The organism is Gimesia sp. (assembly GCF_040219335.1).
In the GTDB taxonomy this organism is placed as follows: domain Bacteria; phylum Planctomycetota; class Planctomycetia; order Planctomycetales; family Planctomycetaceae; genus Gimesia.
Genome location: NZ_JAVJSQ010000003.1, coordinates 47,499 through 71,031, shown reverse-complemented (window position 1 = coordinate 71,031; position 23,533 = coordinate 47,499). Strand labels below are relative to the sequence as shown.

The 23,533-nt window shown below is 53.1% G+C and carries 19 protein-coding genes; 11 read left to right on the top strand and 8 right to left on the bottom strand.

What is annotated here, in order from left to right:
• Window positions 1-9: 9 nt before the first annotated feature.
• Window positions 10-1,731 (bottom strand): NADPH-dependent assimilatory sulfite reductase hemoprotein subunit, encoded by a 1,722-nt coding sequence (locus RID21_RS00735; protein ID WP_350186707.1) that lies wholly within the window; start codon window positions 1,729-1,731, stop codon window positions 10-12.
• A gap of 325 nt (window positions 1,732-2,056) precedes the next feature.
• Here RID21_RS00735 and RID21_RS00730 point away from each other — a divergent pair, with 325 nt between their 5' ends.
• Together RID21_RS00730 and folD are read left to right on the top strand one after the other, a co-directional pair.
• The gene (locus tag RID21_RS00730) at window positions 2,057-2,548 is read left to right on the top strand and encodes a phosphatidylglycerophosphatase A family protein (RefSeq protein ID WP_350186705.1); all 492 of its coding nucleotides are present in this window, start codon (window positions 2,057-2,059) and stop codon (window positions 2,546-2,548) included.
• 68 nt (window positions 2,549-2,616) lie between these two features.
• Window positions 2,617-3,495 carry a bifunctional methylenetetrahydrofolate dehydrogenase/methenyltetrahydrofolate cyclohydrolase FolD gene (folD, locus tag RID21_RS00725; RefSeq protein WP_350186704.1) on the top strand — a complete coding sequence of 293 codons (879 nt, stop codon included), beginning with the start codon at window positions 2,617-2,619 and terminating at the stop codon, window positions 3,493-3,495.
• An 87-nt stretch (window positions 3,496-3,582) separates the two neighbouring features.
• On the opposite strand, the gene RID21_RS00720 is transcribed toward folD, so the two are convergent.
• Complete coding sequence (locus RID21_RS00720; protein ID WP_350186702.1) at window positions 3,583-3,846, bottom strand: hypothetical protein; 264 nt, start codon at window positions 3,844-3,846, stop codon at window positions 3,583-3,585.
• Between the two features lie 671 nt (window positions 3,847-4,517).
• On the opposite strand from RID21_RS00720, the gene RID21_RS00715 reads away from it, so the two are divergent.
• Window positions 4,518-6,431, top strand: a complete 1,914-nt coding sequence (locus RID21_RS00715; RefSeq protein WP_350186701.1) for a hypothetical protein — start codon at window positions 4,518-4,520, stop codon at window positions 6,429-6,431.
• 57 nt (window positions 6,432-6,488) lie between these two features.
• On the opposite strand, the gene RID21_RS00710 is transcribed toward RID21_RS00715, so the two are convergent.
• Window positions 6,489-7,751: a dipeptidase gene (locus RID21_RS00710; RefSeq protein WP_350186700.1), complete on the bottom strand. Its 1,263-nt coding sequence runs from the start codon at window positions 7,749-7,751 to the stop codon at window positions 6,489-6,491.
• Between the two features lie 267 nt (window positions 7,752-8,018).
• Here RID21_RS00710 and RID21_RS00705 point away from each other — a divergent pair, with 267 nt between their 5' ends.
• Complete coding sequence (locus RID21_RS00705; protein ID WP_187782167.1) at window positions 8,019-8,261, top strand: putative signal transducing protein; 243 nt, start codon at window positions 8,019-8,021, stop codon at window positions 8,259-8,261.
• 7 nt (window positions 8,262-8,268) lie between these two features.
• On the opposite strand, the gene mnmM is transcribed toward RID21_RS00705, so the two are convergent.
• Both mnmM and RID21_RS00695 read right to left on the bottom strand, forming a co-directional pair.
• The gene (gene mnmM, locus RID21_RS00700; protein ID WP_350186699.1) at window positions 8,269-8,838 is read right to left on the bottom strand and encodes a tRNA 5-(aminomethyl)-2-thiouridylate-methyltransferase MnmM; all 570 of its coding nucleotides are present in this window, start codon (window positions 8,836-8,838) and stop codon (window positions 8,269-8,271) included.
• The gene (locus RID21_RS00695) at window positions 8,835-9,908 is read right to left on the bottom strand and encodes an NAD(P)/FAD-dependent oxidoreductase (protein ID WP_350186697.1); all 1,074 of its coding nucleotides are present in this window, start codon (window positions 9,906-9,908) and stop codon (window positions 8,835-8,837) included. Before RID21_RS00695 ends, mnmM begins: the two co-directional genes overlap by 4 nt.
• Before the next feature lie 562 nt (window positions 9,909-10,470).
• On the opposite strand from RID21_RS00695, the gene RID21_RS00690 reads away from it, so the two are divergent.
• From RID21_RS00690 to RID21_RS00680, 3 genes are all read left to right on the top strand, one after another.
• The gene (locus RID21_RS00690) at window positions 10,471-11,484 is read left to right on the top strand and encodes a DUF1559 domain-containing protein (protein ID WP_350186696.1); all 1,014 of its coding nucleotides are present in this window, start codon (window positions 10,471-10,473) and stop codon (window positions 11,482-11,484) included.
• A gap of 99 nt (window positions 11,485-11,583) precedes the next feature.
• Window positions 11,584-12,036 carry a hypothetical protein gene (locus RID21_RS00685; RefSeq protein WP_350186695.1) on the top strand — a complete coding sequence of 151 codons (453 nt, stop codon included), beginning with the start codon at window positions 11,584-11,586 and terminating at the stop codon, window positions 12,034-12,036.
• Between the two features lie 211 nt (window positions 12,037-12,247).
• Complete coding sequence (locus tag RID21_RS00680; protein ID WP_350186694.1) at window positions 12,248-13,177, top strand: hypothetical protein; 930 nt, start codon at window positions 12,248-12,250, stop codon at window positions 13,175-13,177.
• Between the two features lie 14 nt (window positions 13,178-13,191).
• Here the strand turns inward: RID21_RS00680 and RID21_RS00675 are convergent, their stop codons facing one another.
• The gene (locus RID21_RS00675) at window positions 13,192-14,442 is read right to left on the bottom strand and encodes an outer membrane protein assembly factor BamB family protein (RefSeq protein ID WP_350186693.1); all 1,251 of its coding nucleotides are present in this window, start codon (window positions 14,440-14,442) and stop codon (window positions 13,192-13,194) included.
• 454 nt (window positions 14,443-14,896) lie between these two features.
• Between RID21_RS00675 and RID21_RS00670 the strand changes: the two genes are divergently transcribed.
• From RID21_RS00670 to RID21_RS00660, 3 genes are all read left to right on the top strand, one after another.
• Window positions 14,897-15,673, top strand: a complete 777-nt coding sequence (locus tag RID21_RS00670; RefSeq protein ID WP_350186692.1) for an ABC transporter ATP-binding protein — start codon at window positions 14,897-14,899, stop codon at window positions 15,671-15,673.
• The gene (locus RID21_RS00665) at window positions 15,673-17,904 is read left to right on the top strand and encodes an ABC transporter permease subunit/CPBP intramembrane protease (protein WP_350186691.1); all 2,232 of its coding nucleotides are present in this window, start codon (window positions 15,673-15,675) and stop codon (window positions 17,902-17,904) included. The genes RID21_RS00670 and RID21_RS00665 overlap by 1 nt, the downstream gene beginning before the upstream one ends.
• A 136-nt stretch (window positions 17,905-18,040) precedes the next feature.
• A complete protein-coding gene (locus RID21_RS00660; protein WP_350186690.1) occupies window positions 18,041-19,594 on the top strand; it encodes a sulfatase family protein in 1,554 nt (517 codons plus the stop codon).
• Window positions 19,595-19,615: 21 nt separating this feature from the next.
• Here RID21_RS00660 and dinB read toward each other — a convergent pair whose 3' ends face one another.
• Window positions 19,616-20,809, bottom strand: a complete 1,194-nt coding sequence (gene dinB, locus RID21_RS00655) for a DNA polymerase IV (protein ID WP_350186689.1) — start codon at window positions 20,807-20,809, stop codon at window positions 19,616-19,618.
• 277 nt (window positions 20,810-21,086) lie between these two features.
• Between dinB and RID21_RS00650 the strand changes: the two genes are divergently transcribed.
• Window positions 21,087-22,460, top strand: coding sequence for a Gfo/Idh/MocA family oxidoreductase (locus tag RID21_RS00650; RefSeq protein WP_350186688.1), 1,374 nt, complete (start codon window positions 21,087-21,089; stop codon window positions 22,458-22,460).
• A 99-nt stretch (window positions 22,461-22,559) separates the two neighbouring features.
• On the opposite strand, the gene RID21_RS00645 is transcribed toward RID21_RS00650, so the two are convergent.
• Window positions 22,560-23,399 carry an MBL fold metallo-hydrolase gene (locus RID21_RS00645; protein ID WP_350186687.1) on the bottom strand — a complete coding sequence of 280 codons (840 nt, stop codon included), beginning with the start codon at window positions 23,397-23,399 and terminating at the stop codon, window positions 22,560-22,562.
• Window positions 23,400-23,533 lie beyond the last annotated feature (134 nt).

The following is a 23,533-nucleotide window of genomic DNA, read 5'->3' as shown; positions in this document are numbered from 1 at the left end:
CCGACAGAATTATTTGGCTGCCAGCCCCGCTTTTTCCTGCAGGGTTTCTTTACCCATCCGATGGCAGAAATCACCAAAGGCTTCGCCGGGCTGACGTTCTTCTTTGAAGAATTCCAGCACGGGTGACAGGCGACTGGTGACTTCGTTCAGTGGAACGAGATCATCATAAATGAAGGCCAGTCGGTTCCCCAGCGAGTTTCCACCCAGGAATACCGTATACTTGCCCACTGCTTTGCCGACCAGTCCGATATCCGGAACATAAGGACGGGCACAGCCGTTGGGGCAGCCGGTCATGTTGACCGAAATCCGCTCATCCTGCAGATCCAGGCGGGCCAGTTCTTCTTCGAATTCGGTAATCAGATCAGGCATGACCCGTTCGGATTCTGTAATCGAAAGGCCACACATGGGAAGTGCCGGGCAGGCCATTGAGAAGCGACGGATGAGGGTCAGTTCCTCAGCCCGTTTCATGCCGTGATCGGCCAGGATCTGTTCGATCCCCTGCTTGTCAGCGGGATCAATATCACAGAAAATAACACTCTGCTTGGCAGTGATCCGGGCGTCCAGTTTGTAGGTTTCGAGGATCTTCCGCAGGCCGGACTTAATCCGCAGGTCGCCATCGTCTTTGATACGTCCGTTTTCGATGTTCACGCCGAGGAACAGCTTGCCATCCCCCTGCTCATGCCAGCCCATGTGATCGTCAATGCCGGTCACTTCCACGTCGCGTGGAGCGGCGATTTCAGAACCGAAGTACTCAGCAACCTTTTCGCGGAATTTCTCGATTCCCAGATCGTCCACCAGATACTTCATACGGGCCCGTTTCCGGTCTTCCCGGTTTCCGAAGTCACGCTGGACTTTCACGACCGCTTCGGCGACCGCCAGAACCTGATCGTTGGGCACAAAGCCGAGCAGCTTGCCCAGAGCGGGATAGGTGTCTTTCTTACTGGGAGTGACTCCCATTCCGCCGCCGACGTAGAAGTTGTAGCCGACGATTTCATCGCTTTCGACAATTCCCAGCAGGCCGATATCCTGGGTGAAGATGTCAACGCAGTTATCTTCCGGCAGAGCAATACCGATCTTGAACTTACGGGGCAGGTAGGTCTTGCCGTAAATCGGCTCTTCTACCGGCTGGAATTCCGCTTCGTTGGTTTTGTTGCCATCTTCGTCGGTAATCCACAGATCGAAGTAAGCCGTTGTTTTGGGACGCAGGTGTTCTGCGATGGCATACGCCATGTTCTGCATTGCGTCGAAGACCTGGTTGTTCTTGTAAGGAGCCGGGCAGGCCATCACGTTACGGTTCACGTCACCACAGGCGGCCAGGGTGGTCAGTTTGGTTTCGTTGATCCCTTTGATGGCGTCCCGCAGGTTGCCTTTGATCACGCCGTGCAGCTGGAAGCCCTGGCGCGTGGTCAGACGCACGGTTCCGTCGCCGTATTTTTCACACAGATCCAGTTCGGCCAGGAACTGATCTGAGGTGACCTTACCACCCGGCACGCGGGTTCGGATCATGCAGCTGTATGACTTGCCTTTGGGAGTTCCATCCGGATTTTTGGCTTTTCTCAGGTCACGATCGTCCTGCTGGTAGGTACCGTGATGCTTCAGGAGTTGCAGCGAATCGCCGGAAAACTGGTCGCTTTCGTTAAGCAGTTCTTCAGCAATGGTTCCGCGCAGCTGATGGCTGCCTTCTTTGAGAGATTCGAGCTTGGAAAGCTTGGGGCCTTCGGGGGATGTCATATTGATCAATCCTGATTGATGTAATCGAGGAGCCATCCCGAATCGTTCTTCACGAGAAGCGACTCAAAATGGCAGGGTAGGTTTCGTTGAGTCTTACTGGAAATTTTCGGCTGTCAGGGTACGATCAATACAGGAAATGACGGGCTGCCTTCGAGTTACGAAATGCACCCGCTTTGGAATCAACGCATTGGTTTGTGTTGGCTGTCTATATGTACCCCGGGAAAATCACTCCTGTTTAAAGTATAAACGCTTTAGATTATCTTGAATAGTGACATTTTTCCGATTACGCAACACAGAGAATCGGCTCCCTGGTCAATTACCATAAATGAGAAATTTCAAAAACGTTACGATTTTGTTCCTCGCACGGGGACTGGGTACAGGGCTGGCTCCCAAAGCTCCCGGAACATTCGGAAGTCTGCTGGGCCCGGTTCTGGTTCTGGGACTGTTCTGGCTGGAATTGTCACTACCCGTCTATCTGGTGGTCTCTCTGCTGATTTTCCTGCTCGGCGTCTATCTCTGTGAGCAGGGTTCGCGGCTTTTAGGGAAAGAAGATCCGGGAGAGATTGTCATCGATGAGATCGGGGCCTTCACCGTGGTTATGCTGCCTGTCTTTCACCGACCGTTATCTGCTGACTTTCTCTGGGTTTCCCTGATTGCCTTTCTCTGGTTCCGTCTGTATGACATCTGGAAGCCCTGGCCGGTTCGATATTTTGACCGCATCCACGGCGGCTGGGGAATCATGGCCGACGATTATGTCGCAGCCATCTACGCCGCGATTTGCCTTTACGTCACATTAATTCTTTTGGGGTGGTTTTAGATTTTCAGACGATTCGTTATGTTGTGAGCGGATGGAAATTAACCCCTCTTGAACAAGGAAATGACAGGGTGTCAGCAGAAATTATTGACGGCAAAGCACTGGCGGCGACATTTCGGGAACAGATCGCACAGGAAGTCGCAGAGCTGAAATCAGCAACGCAGGTCGTCCCGCACCTCACAGCGGTACTGGTAGGCGATGATCCGGCCAGCGCCGTTTATGTCCGTAACAAGCAGCGGGCCTGTGAAAAAGCCGGTATCGAAAGCACCTTAAAACGGCTGCCTGCCGAAACCACCGAAGCAGAACTGCTGACCCTGGTCAAAGAGCTCAACGCCGATCCCGGTGTACACGGCATCCTGGTGCAGCTGCCGCTGCCGAAGCACATTAATGAGACGGCGATCCTGGATGTGGTGAACCCGCTCAAGGATGTGGACGCGTTTCACCCCGAAAATGTCGGACTGATCGTGCAGGGCCGTCCCCGTTACCTCCCCTGTACCCCTTATGGGATTCAGCAGATGATTCTCTCCACCAAAATGGAGACTGCAGGCAAACATGCGGTCATCCTGGGGCGGAGTGAAATCGTCGGGAAGCCGATGGCCATGCTGCTCATCCAGCGGGGCATGGGAGCTGATGCCACGGTGACGATCTGCCACAGCCGCACACAGAATCTGAAAGAGATCGTGAAGTCGGCAGATATTATCATTGCCGCCATCGGTCAGCCTGAATTCGTAACCGCCGATATGGTCAAGCCGGGGGCGATTGTCATTGATGTGGGCATCAACCGCGTGGATGATAAACTGGTGGGCGATGTGGAATTTGAGGGAGTCAAAGAGGTCGCGTCTGCGATTACCCCGGTTCCAGGGGGCGTCGGACCGATGACCATTGCCATGCTGCTGAAAAATACGCTGACCGCAGCCCGCATTCTGAGTGGCAACGCATCTGCAAAGTAAACTGAGTTCAACAACCAAAACAAAAAGCTCTCCTGACAGATCAGGAGAGCTTTTTTGGTGTCGTCATCATGAATGACATGCCAGAGCTTAGGGTTTCTTTTCTTCTGGCTTGGCTTCTGGTTTGGCCTCTTCTGGCTTAGCAGCAGCTTCTTCTGGTTTCGCGGCAGCTTCTTCTGGCTTAGCGGCATCACCTTCTGGTGCAGCAGCTTCCCCTTCAGGAGCAGCAGGAGTTTCAGCAGGTGTTTCTGCGGGAGCAGGAGTTTCGCTGGGAGCTGGTGTTTCAGTTTTGCCACAACCAACAAAGAACAGGGTCAGGGCCAGCATGGTGAAAAGTGTCGACAGTGATTTCATCTCAGTTCTCCAAATTCTCGATTCAATAACAGATCCGCAGGGATGAGAGGCCTGCAGACCGGGGCCAGTTCCATGATATGAAAGAAACCCGGTAATGTGTCTCGTGCGTCAGACAGGGCCCAATCGGTCCCTGCTGTCTGTAAGAGGCCCGTTGATTCCCGTTTATTCCAAAGAAATGATGAATTTTTTAAAAACGTGAATATTTGCTTCTGGAACAGCCCTGGAACGCATGAAATTAAGAGCGATTCCTGATCCATGCACTTTGGTTGATGCCTGACGGTAGATCTGTTGCGGACAGGCAGTTATTGACTTTTACAACCCCGATTCCTATTGTGACAGATATACGGGCCATCGAGATTCGGCAGCATTCCAGCAGGATGCGAAGTCGCTGAGTCAGTTGAAAACAGTAATTTGTGCTGTCTGCGCTGCTATTAAAATTTATCTCTGCTTCCTACCCCACCTGAACACCAGAGATAATAACCATAGACGGTTACAGTCTCAGTACGTCTGTCTGGATGCTGACGGCGAGATATCTGCCTGATCAGTTTTCTCTCTCTTTATGCTTAACGGGCTCGGATGTCAGGTAGGAAACCTGTCCGCTTTTTCGCATAGAAATATTATCAGGACGATGCATGGGGGCTTTCACCTTCGTGGTCGGTCAGGTGAACTCAATGAAAAAGATATCAATCACGTTCTTAGTTCTGCTGACGATGTTATGCGTCAGCGAAGTCGATAGTTTCGCCCAACGGGGTGGTCGCGGCGGCGGAGGCGGCGGTGGTCATCGAAGTGGCGGAGGCGGTGGCGGACACCGGGGTGGATTTTCCGGAGGAGGAAGCCAGCGCGGCAGCATGTCCCGCGGCAGTAGCTCGCGAGGGAGCATTTCCCGGGGCAGCATCTCTCGTGGGAGTAGCCAGCGTAGCGGATCGTCTCGCTCAATGTCTCCCGGGCGTTCATTTTCGCGTCCGAACTCGAGTTCCTTTCGCGGTTCAGGCAGCAGTCGACAGAGTGCTCCTTCGCGATCCTTCAATCAGTCATTCGGCAGTTCTTCGGGACGCTCCAGTCATACCACCATGCGTCCCGGTCATTCCGGTTCCTCTGCTTCCGGCAGATCGCAGAATTCTCCCCGTAATTCCATTTCGCGGGGACAGCGTAGTGTGACTGGTAATCCGGGGCTGCATTCCGGCAGTCGAAACCGTTCAAGTTCTTCTGATTTCAACCGTTCTCGTTCCCGGTCATCGGTTCAGGATTTCGGATCCCGCCGGGGAAACAACATCAGCGGATTAAGCTCGGGGGGAAGTCGTCACGGCAGAACCGATCAATATTACCGGGGAGCCACCGGTTATCGTCCCGGGGGAATTCAGTCTGGCTTTGGCAGTCAGCATCGACACAGTAATCCTGGTATACGTTCCGGAGGACATCACCACGCCGGACATGGCGGTACCGGATTAAGATCAGGCCGAAACTACAATCGTGGCCGCGGTCATACTGGCTACGCCAGCAGATCCTATCATTATAATCCCGGTTACTGGTCCGGTTACCGGACAGGCTACGGATTCGGAATCGGCTATGGATACGGTTCCGGCTACAGCCGTTATCGCCGCGGTTATGGATACTATCCTTACTACCATTATCGCAGATATGGTTACCGTCCCTGGGTCTGGGCTACTTACGGTGGTCTGGTTTCCTGGTGCGGTTACAACAATCTGACCCCCGTCGTCTATAACTATTCCATCAATGACGGCTATATCTATAATGATGGGACGCCGATTGCACCTGTTACCGATTACGCATCTCAGGCCAGTCAGATCGCCGAAAGCGTGACTCCTCCTGAAGAATCAGCAGAATGGATGCCGGTCGGGTTATTCGCGATCGTTCCTCAGGGAACTCAGGATGTGAATGTCACAGTCCAGCTGGCAGTCGGCAAGAATGGTGCGATTGCCGGTACCTACTTTAATAAAGAAGGCAATATCACGCTGCCACTTCAGGGAGCCATTGATAAAACAAAACAGCGTGCGGTCTGGAAGGTGGGGGAAGAAGAAGCCGTCACCATGGAGACCGGCCTGGACAGTCTGACCAAAGATAAATCGACGGTCATCCTGTTTTTCAGTGATGGAGTTTCTGAAGTCTGGGATATGGTTCGTATCGAACAGGATGTCGCTCATCTGGCACAGCAGGAGCTTCAAAGTGACGAACTGAAATATCAGTTACTGGGAGCACACCAGTCGCTGGACGATGTCGTGGATGCTGCCTGGAAAGACTACCTGGCACTTCCTGAAGGACTGGAAGCAAAGTCCACACCTCCCGATCCGGCGGAACTGGAAGCGGTGGTCGCCAACTATCAGCAGGTCCAGGTCGATTCACAATATCACATGATTACGAATCGTCAGGAGTTTCAGAATACCTATCGTCTGCTGCAGGATTATCTCAAAGAGGTTCAGCAGCAGCAGAGTCTGGAAAAACAGGTCAAGCAGGCTGCCCCTAAGGAGCAACCTGCCCAGGTGAAGTTGCCCGCCCCACCCCCGGCTGAAGAGCCGGAACTGGTAGCACCCCGTCCTGTCATGCCGAAGCTGCCGGATTCAAAATAGGGTTTTGCTGGAAACTGATTCTTCTGCGGGTGACAGAGAACAACGGGAAGCTGACGGTCAGTCTTTTGTCTGCTGTTGCAGACGACGGGCAACCTGCTCGGCTTCCCGCATGACCCGCAGGAGGTTCAGTCCCATGATCTGTTTAATCTGCTGATCGGTATAACCCCGGTCGAGCAGAGCCTGAGTGATCAGGGGATAGGTTGAGACATCTTCCAGTTGCGCGGGAAGTGTCGAGACGCCGTCAAAGTCCGAACCAATGCCCACATGTTCCACTCCGGCGATTTTAGCAATGTGGTCTATGTGATCGACCACATCATGAATAGTGCCGGGCTGCATTTTGTGGCTGCTCTTCCAGCGATTGTATTCCCGATTGAACTCTGTTTCATCGGGATATTTCTTTTTCAGTTCTCGGCGAACGTGGAACATTTCTGTCATCTGGCGGGCTGATTCCGGAACGACGAATCCGGAGAAATAGTTGACCATCACCACGCCGCCGTTCTCTTTGACTTTGACCAGGATCTCATCGGGTACATTGCGCACATGATCCGCAACGGCTCGAGCTGAAGAATGCGAGGCGATGATGGGCGCCTGGCTGACCCGCAGCACATCATCCATAGTTGCCTGCGAGACGTGGGAAATATCGACCAGCATTCCCAGTTCGTTCATGGTACGGACAACCTCCTCGCCGAACGGGGAAAGGCCGTCATGTTTGGCTGTATCGGTTGCAGAGTCGGCCCAGTCGAGCGTATCTGAGTGCGTGAGTGTCATGTAACGGACTCCCAGACCGTAGAAAACCCGCAGCAATGAAAGTGAGTTTTCAATGGAGTGTCCCCCTTCGACACCGATCATGGAGGCGATCTTGCCCGATTTGTGTATCCGTTCAATATCGTCAGCCGTGGATGCCATTTCGAATACGTCAGGATAACGCTTGATCATCCGGTGAATCAGGTCGATCTGTTCCAGGGTGTAATGAGCGGCCCTGCGTTCCTGGCTGGTCTCAGCAGGAACATAAGCAGACCAGAACTGGGCTCCGACATTTCCCTGACGCAACCGGGGGATATCGGTATGAAACCGAGGCTGTGGTTGAGCGATGTCAGCCTGTTTAAAGGAAGAAGCCGCTTTTTCCCGCATCGTCCAGGGAAGGTCGTTGTGACCATCGACCACCAGACATTGCCGATGCAACTCACGGGCCCGGTCCGTCAGGACCACAGGTTTTCGTGCAGGGGGCTCCGCTTGAGTCGGGCAGGGAATCAGGCCACCTGTGATCAGCAGGGGAGTCAGGAAATGCAGGAAAAGACTTCGGAGTGACAGGCGGTTCATGGGGAGAGATCCCTTGTTAGATGGCGATGATAATCAGAGCACGCTTACAGAATAGCAGGCGGTGACCCTGAGATTCAATTCCATTCACCCTGCTGATAAATTCCTGGGGATCATCAGCGACCTGAAGCGTATACTGTGTATTTAATATTGATGTTAATACTGAATCAGGTTAGCCTTACAGGGTACGAGACCAATATTTGACTGACTGTGAAGCGCTCCATGATGAGTTCACTCTTCAGGGACGGTTTGTCTAAGGAACACAATACCATGAGTGATAGTCTGGAAACTGTCTATTCAACGACGAATGTGATGGAAGCGGAATTCATCAAGATGACGCTGGAAGGGGAAGGCATTCGCTGTCTGCTCGAGAATGAAAATCAGGCCGCGATGACCGGTATTTTTGAGATCAAAGTCGATGTGGTCTCTTCGAACGTAGATCGGGCCCGCCAGATCATTGACGAAATCCGTGAGTCTTCGCAATCGCACGAGGATTCCTCTGAAGAGGAATAATTCTGTCTCAGGATTCCTGCCTGGTGACAATCAACAGACGCGGTGCGGTGGGCGCAGACGAACGCGCCAGGATTGTTTCCGTTATGAATTCGCTGGCAGGCAACTGGTTCATCCATTCCATAATCGCGCTGGTTTCCATTTCGCCGCCTGGATGTCCCGGATAAGCGAGGATCGTCAGAATTCCTCCGGGACGCAGGTAATCGATCGCCGCCTCCAGCGCTTGCACAGAGGTCGCCTCCTGCGTAATCAGGCTGTGATCTCCCCCGGGCAGGTAGCCCAGGTTAAACATGATCGCCCCTGTTGCGCCCCGATGCTCGGTGGGAACGATCTCTGCCAGAAGACTGTGATCACAGCAGATGAGCTCACAATGAAAGCAGTTCACCTCCGCGAGTTGTGCGGCTGTCTGCTCCAGAGCCGACTCTTGAATGTCGATCGCATACACGTGCCCCGTGGGACCAACGGTCTGACAGAGAAAAGAGGTGTCGTGCCCGTTCCCCGCAGTGGCGTCGATGGCGGTTTCACCGGCGCGGAGAATATCAGAGATGCGTGCGTGTGCCTGGTCAGTTAAACGTGTCATGATTTTGGTTTGAGCTTACGGCTGAGGTCCAGTTGTTTTTCCGGCGTCGCATTGTCTTCCAGTACATCGGCAAAATGGGCTGCCATCCAGGGGGTTTGCAGACTGCCTTTCGAGGCAAAACCGTTGAAGAATCCGACGCACGGGTTTTCCGGATGCAGTCCCAAGACAGGCAGTCGTCCGCGAATGACCGGACGGACCGCGGCCCGATGCTCGACAACTTCAAACGGAACTTTCAGAAATTTGGTCAGGCGCTGCATGATTTCTTCCCGGCCGGCAGGCGTGGGTTCGCAGTCGAGGTGTTCCCGATCATAAGTCGAGCCGGCGCGATACAGGTCGTCCTGCCAGTGTGCGAGCCAGACTCCCCGGTTGACCACGCGTCGCTCTGTCAGGCCTGGAATTTTCAAAGTCAGGATTTCTCCTTTGACGCCCTCAAAAGGCACTTTTTCAAACCAGGGATTGTGCCGCGCCTGGATCCCCTGGCAGAAAATGATTTTGTCGGCACTCACTCCCAGGCGGTTGATCTGGACCTGGTCTGCTTCCCATGCCAGATCCTGTTGAGGATCGATGTCTGCTTTCAAAAAACCGTTTTGTTTTTGAAACCACTCTCGTGAAGCTTCCAGGTAAGTGGGAACATCCAGTTTTCCTCCGCTCTGCATTTCGAATCCCCCCTGTGACAGATCGAATTCAGCTTCGTTCGCCAGAGGCGCGGGAATCGAAACCAGTTCCGGAAAATGTGTCTGGGATCGTTGCTGGTACTGTTCCTGTTCCTGCTCTGAAGCGAACAGACGCAGCATTGGGTTCAACTCCAGGAAACGGGAACCGGTAAGCGCTTCAATTTCGCGATAGAAGCGGACGGCGGAAGGCAGGAATTCTTCCAGTCGCCAGGAGACCACCAGACGCAGTCCCGTTATGGGAGTAATCAAACCGGCTGCGATTTTCGAGGACGTGATCTCTTCACCGCGGTCGATGATCAAGGTTTGATAGCCACGTTGCTGCAGCGTCCAGCCGAGCGCTGTGCCTGCGAGTCCCTGGCCGACGATGAGATAGTCAAAATGATTGAGTGGTAACATGAAGCGCGATTCGTTGTTGAGTCACTGTTAAAAAGGAAAGAGTCGGGAAGGAATATCATCCATGATGTCATGCAGCAGAAAATTTTATCATCGAAGAAATTTTACAGTTCTGTAATACGTATCTGTATGAACATAACTCTGTATGACCCTGTCGATCTTCCTTAGAAATCCTGTTTATTATTAAGGATTCTTACTTATTTCGAAATGTCGTAACATCGAAATATCTTGTTTGACAATTTTATAAAACTACGATTAAAATCGTATCGGAGAGTGTTTATTTATTTAATTTCCATTAATAATCCGTTTAGATTATGGCATCTCCTCCCCGATTTCAGGGGTTCCACTCATTTAAATATTCCGGTAACGGAATTGAACTCAATTCTAACTACGAGCAACATCAGTTTTGAACTGGTGTCAAGCGAGCGTACTGAGCAACGATTTATACTCTCATTCAATCAGATGTCCTTTCATTTCCATCTGAGAGAGAAACGATACTGCGTGTTGTGAGAGACTGATTTTATCATCTCAATAATCACTTTCTTATTCTTAAAGGAGAGTCAGTATGGAGTTCAAGCGTTCAAAGAAGAGAGGCTTCACGTTGATTGAATTGCTGGTGGTCATCGCGATCATCGCAATTTTGATCGCCCTGCTACTACCCGCCGTTCAACAGGCGCGCGAAGCGGCCCGTCGAAGTACCTGCAAGAACAACCTCAAGCAGATCGGGTTGGCACTGCACAACTATCATGAAACACATTCGATGTTTCCCAACGATGTCTGGACGAACGATCCAGGCGGTTCCTCACCTGGAGCTCGTAACTACAGCTGGATTACTCTGATTTTACCATTCCTGGAACAGGCACCCCTGTATAATCAGATTAACTTCTCCGCGCCGATTCTCGGCCAGACAGGAACGGCAGGACCAATTCAGGCGACCAAAATCCCTGTCCTGCATTGTCCGTCGGACCAGGACCATGATCCCAGCGCCCGTGATGGTTTTGCGACCACCAACTATGCCGGATCTCAAGGCTTTGACTGGTGGCAACGTCCTAACCAGATTCACACAGGTGTCTTCACGCTGAAATCCAAGGTTCGGATTCGCGACATCACCGATGGAACCACCACCACCATTGCCGTCGGGGAAGTTCCGCAAAATGGTTTCGCCGGAGGCGGACGGACTTGTGGTGCCGGTCGTTTGCGTGATGGAGGTGGAGAAGCGGTTTACCGTATGGCGTTCGTTGCTTCAACGCATATCGTGGTCATGAACAATGCTGCCAACAATTTGTTGTTACCCGATGGTACTTCCACTGGCGAAGACGGCACATTTTATAAGACTGCTCCCTATGCCTGGGGACCGGTTTATATCGCCGCTCACTGTCTGAACTCAGACTGGCCGGGACCGGGTTCTGTGCACCAGGGAGGCGCTCACTTCCTGATGGCCGATGGTTCGGTACGATTTGTCAGTGAAAACATCGATTACCACGGTGATCACAACCAGTCAGCTGGAGCACCCAGCCTCTGGATGTCGCTCAATACGATTGCCGGCGGTCGCTTCGATAGTATCGTTGGTGAGTTTTAATCAGCCATTTTCAGTTTCCTCTCCCGGAGATCCGGGAGAGGAAATCGTGCTGATGACCCGAAGTTCATTTATCATTTTGGAATAGGAAACAAACATACGATGATGCGCTCAGCGAACGTACTGTTGGCAACCCTGATGATCTGTCTGACAGGCTGTGGAGGCGGGGATGCTTCAGGGAGCAAGCGGACAGTTCAGACCGTACCAGCTTCCGGAACTTTGACATTGGATGATCAACCGTTCGGACCGATTCACATTGATCTCTTACCACTGACCAGTGGAGAAAATGTGCGGACCGCCCGGGCGAACGTGAATGAAGATGGCACCTTTGTGCTGGGAACCTATGAGGAAGAGGATGGGGCTGCCCCCGGCAGTTACCGTGTGGTTCTCGGCAATATGGGAGAAAACCTGATGGATCCTCCACCTGCAGTCCAGGAGACCCAGGTGATGATTCCAGAAGGGGGCGGAGATTCAATCAAAATCATTTTGAAGTCTGCCAAAGGGGATGCCGCAGCTGACAGTCTGTTGAATCCCAATATCAAAAAAGCAAAGTAGCGATTTCCTTTCAGTGGAATGGAAAACGGCAGTCCTGAAAACAGGGCTGCCGTTTTTTTATGCGCGAAAGACAGCGGTAGCCAACCGGGACAGAAATAATAGACATTCTTAAATAATCGCCCGTTTAGCAAACTTTATATTTGATCACTGGTTGTGTGTTCATACAATGAGTTCACGTCGAACCGAATCTGTCTCGAATAAGGAACTCGTCATGATGCGCCGGAGAATCACATTTCTCAGTAGTTTTGCAGCGGTTTTACTCTGTTGTGTCGTTGTGCCAATCGTTGCCGAAGAAAAAGAAGAGGCGGCCAATGATTCCAAAATCGATACGATGCGGAAGTTGCTCAATGCCTGGTCGATTCGTACCAGGGAAGAACGCAGTGCGCCGCTGGCTTTCGTTCAGGAGCCGGTCATGAAATATCATGATCCCAAATATAAAGTGACCAAAGGTGCGATCTGGCGTTTAGGAACAACGGGCCGCCCCTGGGCATATATCGCTGTGGAAATGGATCACCCGGAAGGAACTGCAGGACGCGCCACTTATGAATTCCTCTCGTTGACCGAAAAACCATTTCGCATTGAAGGGCCCAGTGTGACCTGGCAACCCTGGGAGGTCGGAATTGAATTCAAACCGTTGCCCGATGCACCCGAACCGGCGGCAACCGCGGAAGAACGACTGGACCAGATGCAGCAGCTGGCAATTCGATTTTCAGCCGAGGAGATGCTGGGACGGGAACAGATCTTTCTGAATCTGCATCCTACTCCCTTCGACCAGTATCAACCGACCGATGCAGAGAATTCGGATGCCGCGGCGTTCTATTTTGAACGCGGGTTCAATCCTGAGGTCATCCTGATTCTGGAAACCGATGGCAAGACCTGGTCCTATGGCTGTGCACGACTGTCTGCAGCAGCGACGACAGTTCAACTCGACAAGCAAGAAGTCTGGACCAGTCCCAAAATGAGCGTACGTCCCAAAGAAGGACAGGTCCGTTATCAATGGACGAACGCGTACACCGCCAACCGTTTCTATTTTCGATTACCCCAGGAGCTGCGCGGCTTTCGAGCCTTTGGTCAGCCTGTTCCGGCAAATCAAAAGGTGGCACCACTACAGAAAGCAGCCGAGCCCGCTAAGGCAGAATAGAGTCTGACCAGAGTCTATTTGCCGATGCAGTAGAGCACGTCCTGCCGTTCTCCCGAGGCACGTCCGGCTGCTCGATGAAAGATCTGACTGCCGCAGATTGCTGGCGAAGCAAAACCTTCGTCGCCAAGCTGGTTTTCTGCCAGCAGTTCAAATTTCTGAGGATTCGAACGAAAGACAAACGTAGTCCCCCGTTCGTTCGTCAGATACAGATTGCCGTTCGCGAGGACCAGTGAGGAAGAGACTTTCCCGCCCAGGCGATGCTTCCACATCTCTTTCCCGGTCTGTGCATCCCAGCAGTAGGCGATGCCGTTGTCATCGACCGCGTAGAGATATCCATTCGCAGCCAGCATCGATTGCTCATAGCATTTAACGCGGTTCGTCCAGGCGACCTTGTCCGAACCATCTGCTTTCACCGCGATGGTTCCCTTCGTCGGGAAACCACCGCTGGCGAAGACAAGTTCCTGATCCCAGACCATGGTGCCACAACTGACAATCCAGGGAGCAGGGACCGACCAGATCTCGCGACCAGTTCGCGGATCGAAACTCGCAACCCGCGAGTTGCCGCTGTGCAGCAGCTGGTCCCGACCAGCGATGCGGGTAACAATGGGCGTCGAGAAATTAATTTTCTCGGGGCGATCGAGACGCCAGACTTCTTTGCCCGTCTGTTGATCAAAGGCAGCCAGGTAACCGTTCTTTTCATATTCGGCTGCCACAATCACAGTATTCTCATAGAGAAGTGGGGAAGGACCATAGCCGAACTGATACGCCCTGGGCAGAAAGCCTCCCGCCCGGATCTGCCAGCGCTGTTTCCCATCCAGATCGAGTGCCGTGAGTTGAATACTTTCATGATGCGGGAAGGCCGCGAAAACCAGTTCGCCATTCGAAGCAAGTGTGGGAGAAGCGTGGGTATTCTTCTGATGGATTTTGGGAGCGAAACCACCCCGGTTGACGTTGGTCTTCCAGAGAATCCTCCCCGAATCCCGGGCGAGACAAACCACCGACTGGATTTCCTGTGACTCATCAGCGGTCGCAATCAGTACTCGGTCGTTAACCACAATCGGCGAGGCATGGCCCCGTCCGGGCAGTGGGGTTTTCCAGTGAATGTTTTCCGTTTCCGACCACTTGACTGGTGGTGTTTGTCCGGCAGCCGCCACCCCGTTTCCCGTGGGCCCGCGCCACACGCGCCAGTCATCAGCGGCAAACAGGCTGGACGCAAACAGGTAGAACAGAAGATTCAGTACGATCTGGCGGGTGAAGCATCTCATTTCGGAAACGGCTTTCAAACGGGAATGGAATGATACGGATAATCTGAGCAGCTTGAAGTAAGTATTTCGGTTCTATTGTGTGTTTGATGAGAACGGTCTGCAAGCAGAGTCTGGCTTCAAAGTTTTGTTTACTAAAATACCCGGTGGTAGATATTCAAATATTCATAGAAGAGGATGCATTCCCGCCTTCCGTTCAGGAAACCTGTTTTCACAGGTGACAGATTGACTTTTGATTTGTTAAGATGGACCAGTTCCGAATCAGGTTATTTATGCGCCAGCATTTCTATTCGCACTTCCAGTGAATTTAACATGATTCAGGCAGGCCAGCTCTTCCAATCTGAAGTTTCAAGTGTTTCTGGTTCTAATGAATTCAAGCGATGATCCGCCTTTGAATTCTCATTGATACCTCTGGTGCGCTCCCGGGGTTCTTTTAGAATCAGGACTAAGGGCCGTTATGATCCGCGTTCAAAACCTCACACGTATTTTCGAAGCCGGAAAACAGGATGTTCTGGCCGTCGATCATATTTCGTTCGCAGTCGAAACAGGCGAAGTCTATGGTTTGCTGGGACCCAATGGTGCCGGTAAAACTACGACGCTCCGCATGATTCTCGGCCTGCTCAAACCGACCAGTGGCGATGCTGAAGTCGAAGGCTTTCGCGTCTCGACGCATCCCGACGAAATCAAACGGCGGGTCGGCCTCGTCTCAACCAGTGCCGGGCTGTACCAGTGGTTGACACCCCGCGAGATCCTCTCTTTTTTCGCCGACGTCTACGGCGTCTCCGCAGCGCAGGCGGAAGACCGTATCGCGCGACTGTCCGAACTGTTTCGGCTCTCCGAGTTCCTCGATCGTCGGTCTGCCACTTTGAGTACCGGTCAGAAGCAACGCGTGAACCTGGCCCGTTCCCTGATACACGATCCGCCGGTGATGCTGATGGATGAACCGACGCGTGGTCTGGATGTGGTCGGCAGCAAAGTGATCTTCGATTACATCGATCATCTCCGCGATGAAGGCAAGGCCGTCATCGTCTGCACACATCGCCTGGATGAAGCCGAGCAGCTCTGCGATCGGTTCGGGCTCCTGTACCAGGGTAAGAAAAGCTACGAGGGCACACTGGAAGAGCTGCAGCAATGCACATCCTGTCAGACATTAACCCAGATCTTCCTGCAACTGCTGGATGCGCCTGTGACAACATCGGAAACAGTCGCCGCGGCACAGGGGGAACTGCTTTAATGGTGTCGCCCTACGATCAGGGCTCGGATCACCGGATCTATACTCCTACGACCGGTTTTCGCTTTTCGGGTCTCTTGAAGAAAGAACTGCGGGAAATTCTTCGCGACCGCCGGACTGTGATCACCCTGATCCTGATGCCGCTGCTGGTCTATCCACTGCTCGGATTACTGCTGCAGAAGTTTTTTTTGAGCCAGATGAGCCAGCTGGGCAAAGTGGAATACCGGATTATTCTCTCCAACGAATCAGAGGGGCAGCTGTTTCGCGCCCTGCTCACCAAGGGGAACCGTCTGCTGGCAACCAATCCCGGCATGTCGCCTGTAGAACAGAAATCAGCTGACGACGAGCAGCCCCTGGCCCGCTTTCAAAAAGTCGACCCGGTAATCAAGTTTCTGATTGCCGAGAGTTCCGGTGAAAATCAAAATATTCCCAAACTGGTCCGCGATGGTCAGGTTGACGTGGGAGTACGCTATATTCCCATCGACACGGCGCAGGCAGATCAGACCCACGAAAGACACAGTGGCCGTTTTCAGATTATCTACGGCGCACAGTCGCCTCACTCTCGACGGGCCGCGGAATATGTCGAGAAGCGTCTGCAGGTCGTGCGCTGGAATTACCGCGACCAGCTGCTGACAGAAATGGGAAAAAGCGACACCGTGCCGTTCATCGCGACATTTGAACCGGTAAAGTCCGAGATGCGACAGGGGGCTTCCCTGGTGACGTTCGTCCCCATGATTCTGCTGTTGATGACGATGACCGGCGCCGTCTATCCCGCGATTGACCTGACAGCCGGCGAACGCGAACGCGGAACACTGGAAACCTTAATGGCCGCACCGTTACCCCGCATGTGGATTCTGTGTTCCAAGTTTTTCGCCGTCCTGGCAGTGGCGACGCTGACGGCCATTGTCAATATGGTGGCGATGCTCGCGACCGCTTATGCAAACGGTCTAGAGGGGATGCTGTTCGGCGAGGGGCTGACCCCGGTCGTGTTACTGCAGATTCTGTTACTCCTGTTGATCTTCGCCGCCTTCTTCTCTGCGGTCCTGCTCTGTATCACCAGCTTTGCCCGCAGCTTCAAAGAAGCACAGGCCTACCTGATTCCCCTGATGCTGATCTCGATGGCCCCCGGGGTCATCGGCCTGGTGCCCGATCTCAAAATGACGCTGCTCTGGGCGGTGATTCCCCTGGCGAATATCGTACTGCTCAGTCGCGATTTTTTACTGCATCAGGCACAACCCACTCTGTTTTTTGTTTCCGTCTTTTCCACGGTCTTCTACGGCGTGGTTGCCCTCAGTCTGGCCGCCCGGATTTTCGGGACCGACACGATTCTGTATCAGAGTGAAGCTTCCTGGAGCGATTTTTTTAAGCGTTCCACCAAAACCCATGCTGCCCCCGCATTGAATAATGCAGTGCTCTGTCTGGCGGTGTTGTTTCCGGTGTTCATCCTGTCGGCTGCATTTATCAGTCGGCTGCAGGAACTTTCCATGGCGATGCGACTGCTGGCATCAGGTACACTCACCTTCTGTCTGTTCCTGCTGATCCCGCTGTTGTTTGCCTGGCTGGGAGGTGTGAATCTGAAGTCCGGCTTTCGCTGGAATCGCCCCCGACCGCTGGCCTGCGTGGGCGCGGTCCTGCTGGGGTTCACGCTCTGGCCGATGGCTTACGAGATTGAGATCTTCGCCCTGACCGACTATCGCATTGAAGTTCTCACGAAACTATTCGATTCGATGAAGCTGGAACTGGAGCTGGTACCTCTCTGGATCAAGCTGATCAGCCTGGCGGTACTCCCCGCGATCTGCGAAGAGCTCTTCTTCCGTGGTTACCTGTTGAGCGGTCTGTTGAACCGATTTTCGAGTACCAAATCGATCTTCATTTCAGCGTTTCTGTTCGCGCTGTTCCACGTCATCGTGCGTGATTCCCTGTTTATCGAACGGTTTTTTCCCAGCTTCTTCATGGGAATCTCTTTGGGATATGTCAACGTCCTCTCGCGAAGCGTGATTCCCGGGATCGTGCTGCACATGTTGCACAACGGCTTGCTGATCACCTTCGCCAGCTATCAGCAATATTTCTCACAATGGGACATGAACCTGCAGGACCAGAAGCATCTACCCCTATTCTGGCTGATCGTTTCCCTCTGTTTCATCGTTGTCGGATTCGCGCTGATTCATTTCAGTAGCCGGAGCCAGAAGACAGACGAGTCACTGGTCGGCGTCACTCCCCCGACAGCTGGTTAACACTTTTCTGTCAGTCCTGCTTTCGCTGTCGTTTTATAACCGGTAGGATAAATAAGAGAATTTCTGTCAGCTTCACAACGAGCTGCAGTTGGCAATCTCCTGCTTCATTGTCCTGGATCGTCTTGAGGAGTCTAACATGTTGCGCCCGCTTGTCTGTTGTCTCTTGTTATGTCTGAGCCCCGGATTGCTTTCGGCAGCTGAACAGCAGCAACCGAATATCGTGGTCATCCTGGCCGATGATTTCGGTGTGGGTGATATCCAGGCACACTATCCGGACAACAAAATTCCAACGCCGTATCTCGACCGCCTGGTAAAGCAGGGGATGAGCTTTACCGACGCCCACAGTGGTTCGGCGGTCTGTACTCCTACCCGCTATGGACTCCTCACGGGCCGCTATGCCTGGCGAACGCGATTGCAGGAATGGGTCATCGCCGCTTACGAACCTCCGCTGATCGCTGCCGATCGGCTCACCTACCCCGGATTTCTCAAATCGCAGGGGTACACAACCGCCTGCATCGGAAAGTGGCATCTGGGCTGGAACTGGCCCGGACCACAGCCCAGCCAGATGACGGAGAAACGCAACGGCCAGTGGCAACTGAGATGGGACTTCACCAAGCCAATTTCGGGGGGACCGGTTGACCGGGGCTTCGATTATTTTTTCGGCGTCGATCTGCCGAATCTGCCTCCGTTTACCTTTATTGAAAACGACCGGGTCTTTCCACAGCCCACGGCCAAATTTCAACCCGATCCCGCAGAGGGAATTGTCCTGCCCAAAGCGTTTACCGGCGCTCCAGCGGCACCCGGCTGGAAAATGCAGGAAATTCTTCCCGAATTAACCCGGCGGGCAGTCAAGTACATCGAACAGCGCGCGGCACAGCAGGAACCATTCTTTCTCTATTTTTCGCTGACCTCTCCTCATGAGCCTGTCGTTCCCTCGCCCCCTTTCCGTGGAAAAAGCGGCATCGCCCCCGTGGCCGATTTTGTGATGGAAACAGACTGGTCCGCAGGTCAGGTCATTCAGGCCATTGACCGAGCGGGACTCGGCGAGAACACTGTAGTGATCTTCACTGCAGACAATGGCCATTCGCATTATACGGGCTGGAAAGATTTGATCAAAGCCGGTCATCTCCCCAGCGGTCCTTATCGCGGACATAAAGGCGATGTCTGGGAGGGGGGACACCGTGTTCCACTGGTTGTACGCTGGCCCGGAAAAGTACAGGCGGGCAGCAGCAGTGACCAGTTGATCTGCCTGACGGATCTGCTGGCAACCAGTGCCGATCTGTTGGGAACAAAGTTACCCACAACCGGCGCAGAAGACAGTCTCAGCTTTTTCCCCGCACTGCAGGGAAAAGCGTCAGGCGGCTCACGTGCGTCAGTGGTCAATCACTCGAACTTTGGTGAATTTGCCTACCGGGACGGTCCCTGGAAACTGGTGTATAAACTGGGCGGACGCAATCTGGAAAAATCGCGCGGCAAGCCGACCATCGCAGAGCTCTATCACCTGCAAGCGGACATTGCGGAGGAGCAGGATCTGTCACAGAAACATCCGGAACGGGTCAGACAGATGACAGCCGACCTGCAGGCATTGATCGACCGGGGCAGCAGTCGACCAGACCAGCAAAGTCAAAATGACGGACAAGTCGAATTCAAGACAACTCAAAAGTTGCGCTGGGCACCAGTCAAAGATTGAAGAAACAAACGGAATTCGAGCTCAGTCCGCTTCCGCTGATTCATCTTGCATATCATTTAAAATGCGATTGCCGCGTTTCAGTGAATCCATTCCGAAACGGTCGGCGATCTGATCTTTGATCTGGTCCAGTCGGGAGTGCTTCTGTTGATCCTCTTCATCAAACAGACTGCGCTGCTGAACGGCGCTCTGATCGAAACCGGAAACGCCGACTCCAATCAGTCGAATTGACAGCCGGCGGGCCGGCAGTCGGTGTTCCAGCATCTGCAGAGCGGCGGACTGGATATCGCGGGTGATGTCCGTCGGTTGCGCAATGGTCGATGCCCGCGTAAAGGTCGAGAAGTCATCATACCTGATTTTGAGCTGAATCGTTTTTCCGCGCAACTGGTTTTTACGGAGCCGACGAGCCACGTCTTCTACCAGTTCAATCAGAACGGACTTGAGGATTTCCAGATCGGTCACATCGCGGGAAAAAGTGGTTTCGCGCGAAATGGATTTGGCCTGGCGTTCCGGCACCACGGGACGCTCATCGTGCCCCTGTGACAGCTTCCAGAGGTGCGCACCCTGTTCGCCGAACAGTTCCGTGAGTAATTTCGGTTCGAGGGCCCGTAATTGAGCGACGGTTTGAATTCCCAGTTGGTTAAAGCGGCGGGTGGCGACCTTCCCAATGCCCCAGATGCGGGAAATGGGGAGTGGATCGAGAAATTCATGAATGCGGTCAGGCGCGACAATCACCAGACCATCCGGTTTGTCCGCATCGCTGGCAATTTTCGCGAGGAATTTGTTCGGTGCGACTCCCACGGACGCGATCAGGTGTAACGTTTCCTGAACTTCGCGCTTGATCGTGCGCGCTATTTCTGCCCCCGTGCCGAAGAGCAGTTCACTTCCCGTCACATCCAGGAATGCTTCATCCAGGGACAACGGTTCAACCAGGGGTGTAAAACGCTGGAAGATCTGCTGCAGTGTATGGGAGACGGCTGCATAATCTTTCATCCGGACCGGAAAATAGTGTGCGTGGGGGCAGAGTGAGCGGGCGGTTTTCATCGGCATGGCACTGTGAACGCCGAATTTGCGCGCTGCATAGTTGGCAGCGGAAACGACACCACGTGACTCGGCCCGACCGCCGACAATAATCGGCTGCCCTTTGAGTTCCGGGTGGTCCCGTTCTTCGATGGACGCGTAAAAGGCGTCCATATCCACGTGCAGGATGGTGCGCATGCTACCGTTTCAGGCAAGAAAATATGTTAGGGTCTTTTATAAAACCGGGATCGCCACGTTCGATCAGTAAAAGCGAGGTGACGGCACTTTTTGATACTTTCATTCTATCAGGAACCCCGGACAAGTCGTATGAAGAAAACAGACATAAAGCAGTCTTGATCTTTGCATTGCCGATTCCGAGTTCCTTATAATGGATCTATTGATCAATCATCCTGCACCTGCGTGATTCCATTCCTGAAATCGGCGCGCACCCTTCCATGTAGATAAGGAGTCTTCAGTGAGTAATTCCAAGCAGAATCGTCGCGACTTTTTGAAAACCTCAGCAGCCGCAGTCGCGGGAAGCAGCGTTCCCTTCTGGTTCAGCGTTGATCCTGCCAGCGCCTACAAATTCAAAGCGGCCAATGATCGCCCCGTTGTAGGCTGTATCGGTACCGGAAGCCGCTGGAACGCCGTTGGTCCGAATGCGATGAAGTACGGTGACGTGATTGCCGTTTGCGACGTGGATGCAGCACACGCCGGTAAAGCACACGACAAGGTTAAAGAAATTCAGGGGAAAAAAGGCAACAACAAAGAAATCGCGGTCTTCGAAGACTACCAGAAAGTCCTGGAAAATCCCGAGATCGATATCGTGACGATCGTAACGACCGACCACTGGCACACCAAAATTGCCATTGAAGCAATGAAAGCCGGCAAGGACGTTTATTGTGAAAAACCGCTGACTCTGACGATTGATGAAGGCAAGCAGATCATCAAAGTGCTCAAGGAAACAGGCCGGGTCTTCCAGGTCGGTACCCAACAGCGGAGCGAAATGAATCAGCGGTTCCTGAACGCACTGGCAATCATCAAGGAAGGGCGCCTGGGTGACATCACCGAAGTGGAATGTGTGATTGGTGGCATCGACCCCAGCGGTTCCATTCCCGTGGCCGAAGTTCCCAAAACTCTGAACTGGGACAAATGGCTGGGCCAGGCACCTATGACGGATTACCGCTGGAAATCAGCCGACGGACGTCCTAAAACCCGTTGCCATTACGAATTCCGCTGGTGGTATGAGTATTCCGGTGGCAAAATGACCGACTGGGGCGCACATCATGTGGATATCGCCCAGTGGGGGATTGGCATGGATCATTCCGGACCGACCCAGGTCGTACCGATTTCCGCAGTGCATCCGGTTCCTCTCAAAGACGGTATGCCGACCAAGGATGATGAATACAATGTGGCTTCCAAGTTTGAAGTTCAGGCGACCTTCCCGAATGATGTGAAGATGACGATCAAAAGCGATGGCCGCAACGGAATTCTGTTTAGCGGAACCAAGGGGCGGATGTTTGTCAGCCGCGGCGATCTGACCGGAAAGCCGGTGGAAGACCTGAAAGACAATCCACTTTCCAGCGATACTATCAAGGAACTCTATAAAGGACGCCAGCCCGGCGATCACATGCGGAACTTCTATGAATGTGTCGATGCCCGTGAGCAGCCAATCTCAGATGTGATGACGCACCACCGCGCAATCACCACCTGTCACCTGGCCAACATTGCGATTCGCCTGAATCGATCGTTGAAATGGGATCCCCAGACGGAACAGATCATTGGCGATGATGAAGCCAACCAGTGGCAGAGCCGTGAGCAGCGGAAAGGCTACGAAATCAACGCATAAACGTTGACTGCACAGAAAAGGCCTGGAGGGGCGATCCCTTCCAGGCCTTTTTTTACAGATCTGCTGTCAGAGTCTCACAGTCAATCGAGGCCGGGTAAATTACAGCCAGAGATGGATGCGCTCGAGTAAATCCTCGGGAACCCGTTTTTTGACCGCGTTGAGCACCTGATTATCGTGGTAGCGCGTACTGAAATGCGCGAGAATCAGTAACTCGTTCTTAAAACGGTCGGCGCGTTCGATGATATCATCCAGGTGCATGTGCCCGAACTTATGAATTCGTTCCCGCCGATGTTCCGGACGGTGGAACGTCATCTCGGTGATCAGGACTTTTGATTCATAAGCGGTTTCGAAATGGTCCAGTCCTGCAGGAGCGGTATCGCCCGTGTAGCAGACCAGGGGCACCCGGATTTCTTCACTGACTTCGACTCCCGCCATCCGCGCATCGCGAATTTCGGTTTCCGGTTTACCCATGAATTCCGGCTTGAGCTTTTTACGACAGTCCCAGACCTGGAATCCGATCGAAGGGACCGTGTGCTTGGTCTGAAATGCAGTGACTGCATGTTCGCGGGTCAGCTGAATGTCTTCGCCGTCTTTCATGCCGATGAGTTCACAGTCCATGCGGCCCCGGTCCAGTTTGTGCCAGCTGCGGAGCATTTTCCAGACGGGATCGACGACTTCTTCGGGCAGATAGATTGTGGGCGGACTCATTTTCATCATCCGCCGTCGGGCCACGTACGCGGGCAGCGCTGCCATGTGATCCAGATGCGCATGAGAAATGAAATACACCGACGTTCCCATAAACGACCAGGGGCTGGCCCCCAGGTCAAAGCCAAGTTTCAGCTCGGGAATCCTCCAGTAACTCTGTACTGCAGCGCGGGAATACCCCTCGATGGTGAGTCCCTTATATTTTACTGATTGGAGAGGCAGATTTTCGAGCATGAGCTTAGCTTATCAGAGACTGGGCAGAGCCGTTTTTCAGAACCGGACCGCTTATTGTTACCGGTTCAGGTCGGAGTGATTAAAGATTCGGGCTCAATTGCCCGGGAATCAGGCTCAGATTACTTCATTTTCAG

Bases quoted from the DNA above. Each gene is read 5' to 3' on its own strand.
- RID21_RS00735 (WP_350186707.1), bottom strand. From the start codon at position 1,731: ATGACATCCCCCGAAGGCCCCAAGCTTTCCAAGCTCGAATCTCTCAAA.
- RID21_RS00730 (WP_350186705.1), top strand. From the start codon at position 2,057: ATGAGAAATTTCAAAAACGTTACGATTTTGTTCCTCGCACGGGGACTG.
- RID21_RS00720 (WP_350186702.1), bottom strand. From the start codon at position 3,846: ATGAAATCACTGTCGACACTTTTCACCATGCTGGCCCTGACCCTGTTC.
- RID21_RS00715 (WP_350186701.1), top strand. From the start codon at position 4,518: ATGAAAAAGATATCAATCACGTTCTTAGTTCTGCTGACGATGTTATGC.
- RID21_RS00710 (WP_350186700.1), bottom strand. From the start codon at position 7,751: ATGAACCGCCTGTCACTCCGAAGTCTTTTCCTGCATTTCCTGACTCCC.
- RID21_RS00705 (WP_187782167.1), top strand. From the start codon at position 8,019: ATGAGTGATAGTCTGGAAACTGTCTATTCAACGACGAATGTGATGGAA.
- mnmM (WP_350186699.1), bottom strand. From the start codon at position 8,838: ATGACACGTTTAACTGACCAGGCACACGCACGCATCTCTGATATTCTC.
- RID21_RS00695 (WP_350186697.1), bottom strand. From the start codon at position 9,908: ATGTTACCACTCAATCATTTTGACTATCTCATCGTCGGCCAGGGACTC.
- RID21_RS00690 (WP_350186696.1), top strand. From the start codon at position 10,471: ATGGAGTTCAAGCGTTCAAAGAAGAGAGGCTTCACGTTGATTGAATTG.
- RID21_RS00685 (WP_350186695.1), top strand. From the start codon at position 11,584: ATGATGCGCTCAGCGAACGTACTGTTGGCAACCCTGATGATCTGTCTG.
- RID21_RS00680 (WP_350186694.1), top strand. From the start codon at position 12,248: ATGATGCGCCGGAGAATCACATTTCTCAGTAGTTTTGCAGCGGTTTTA.
- RID21_RS00675 (WP_350186693.1), bottom strand. From the start codon at position 14,442: ATGAGATGCTTCACCCGCCAGATCGTACTGAATCTTCTGTTCTACCTG.
- RID21_RS00670 (WP_350186692.1), top strand. From the start codon at position 14,897: ATGATCCGCGTTCAAAACCTCACACGTATTTTCGAAGCCGGAAAACAG.
- RID21_RS00665 (WP_350186691.1), top strand. From the start codon at position 15,673: ATGGTGTCGCCCTACGATCAGGGCTCGGATCACCGGATCTATACTCCT.
- RID21_RS00660 (WP_350186690.1), top strand. From the start codon at position 18,041: ATGTTGCGCCCGCTTGTCTGTTGTCTCTTGTTATGTCTGAGCCCCGGA.
- dinB (WP_350186689.1), bottom strand. From the start codon at position 20,809: ATGCGCACCATCCTGCACGTGGATATGGACGCCTTTTACGCGTCCATC.
- RID21_RS00645 (WP_350186687.1), bottom strand. From the start codon at position 23,399: ATGCTCGAAAATCTGCCTCTCCAATCAGTAAAATATAAGGGACTCACC.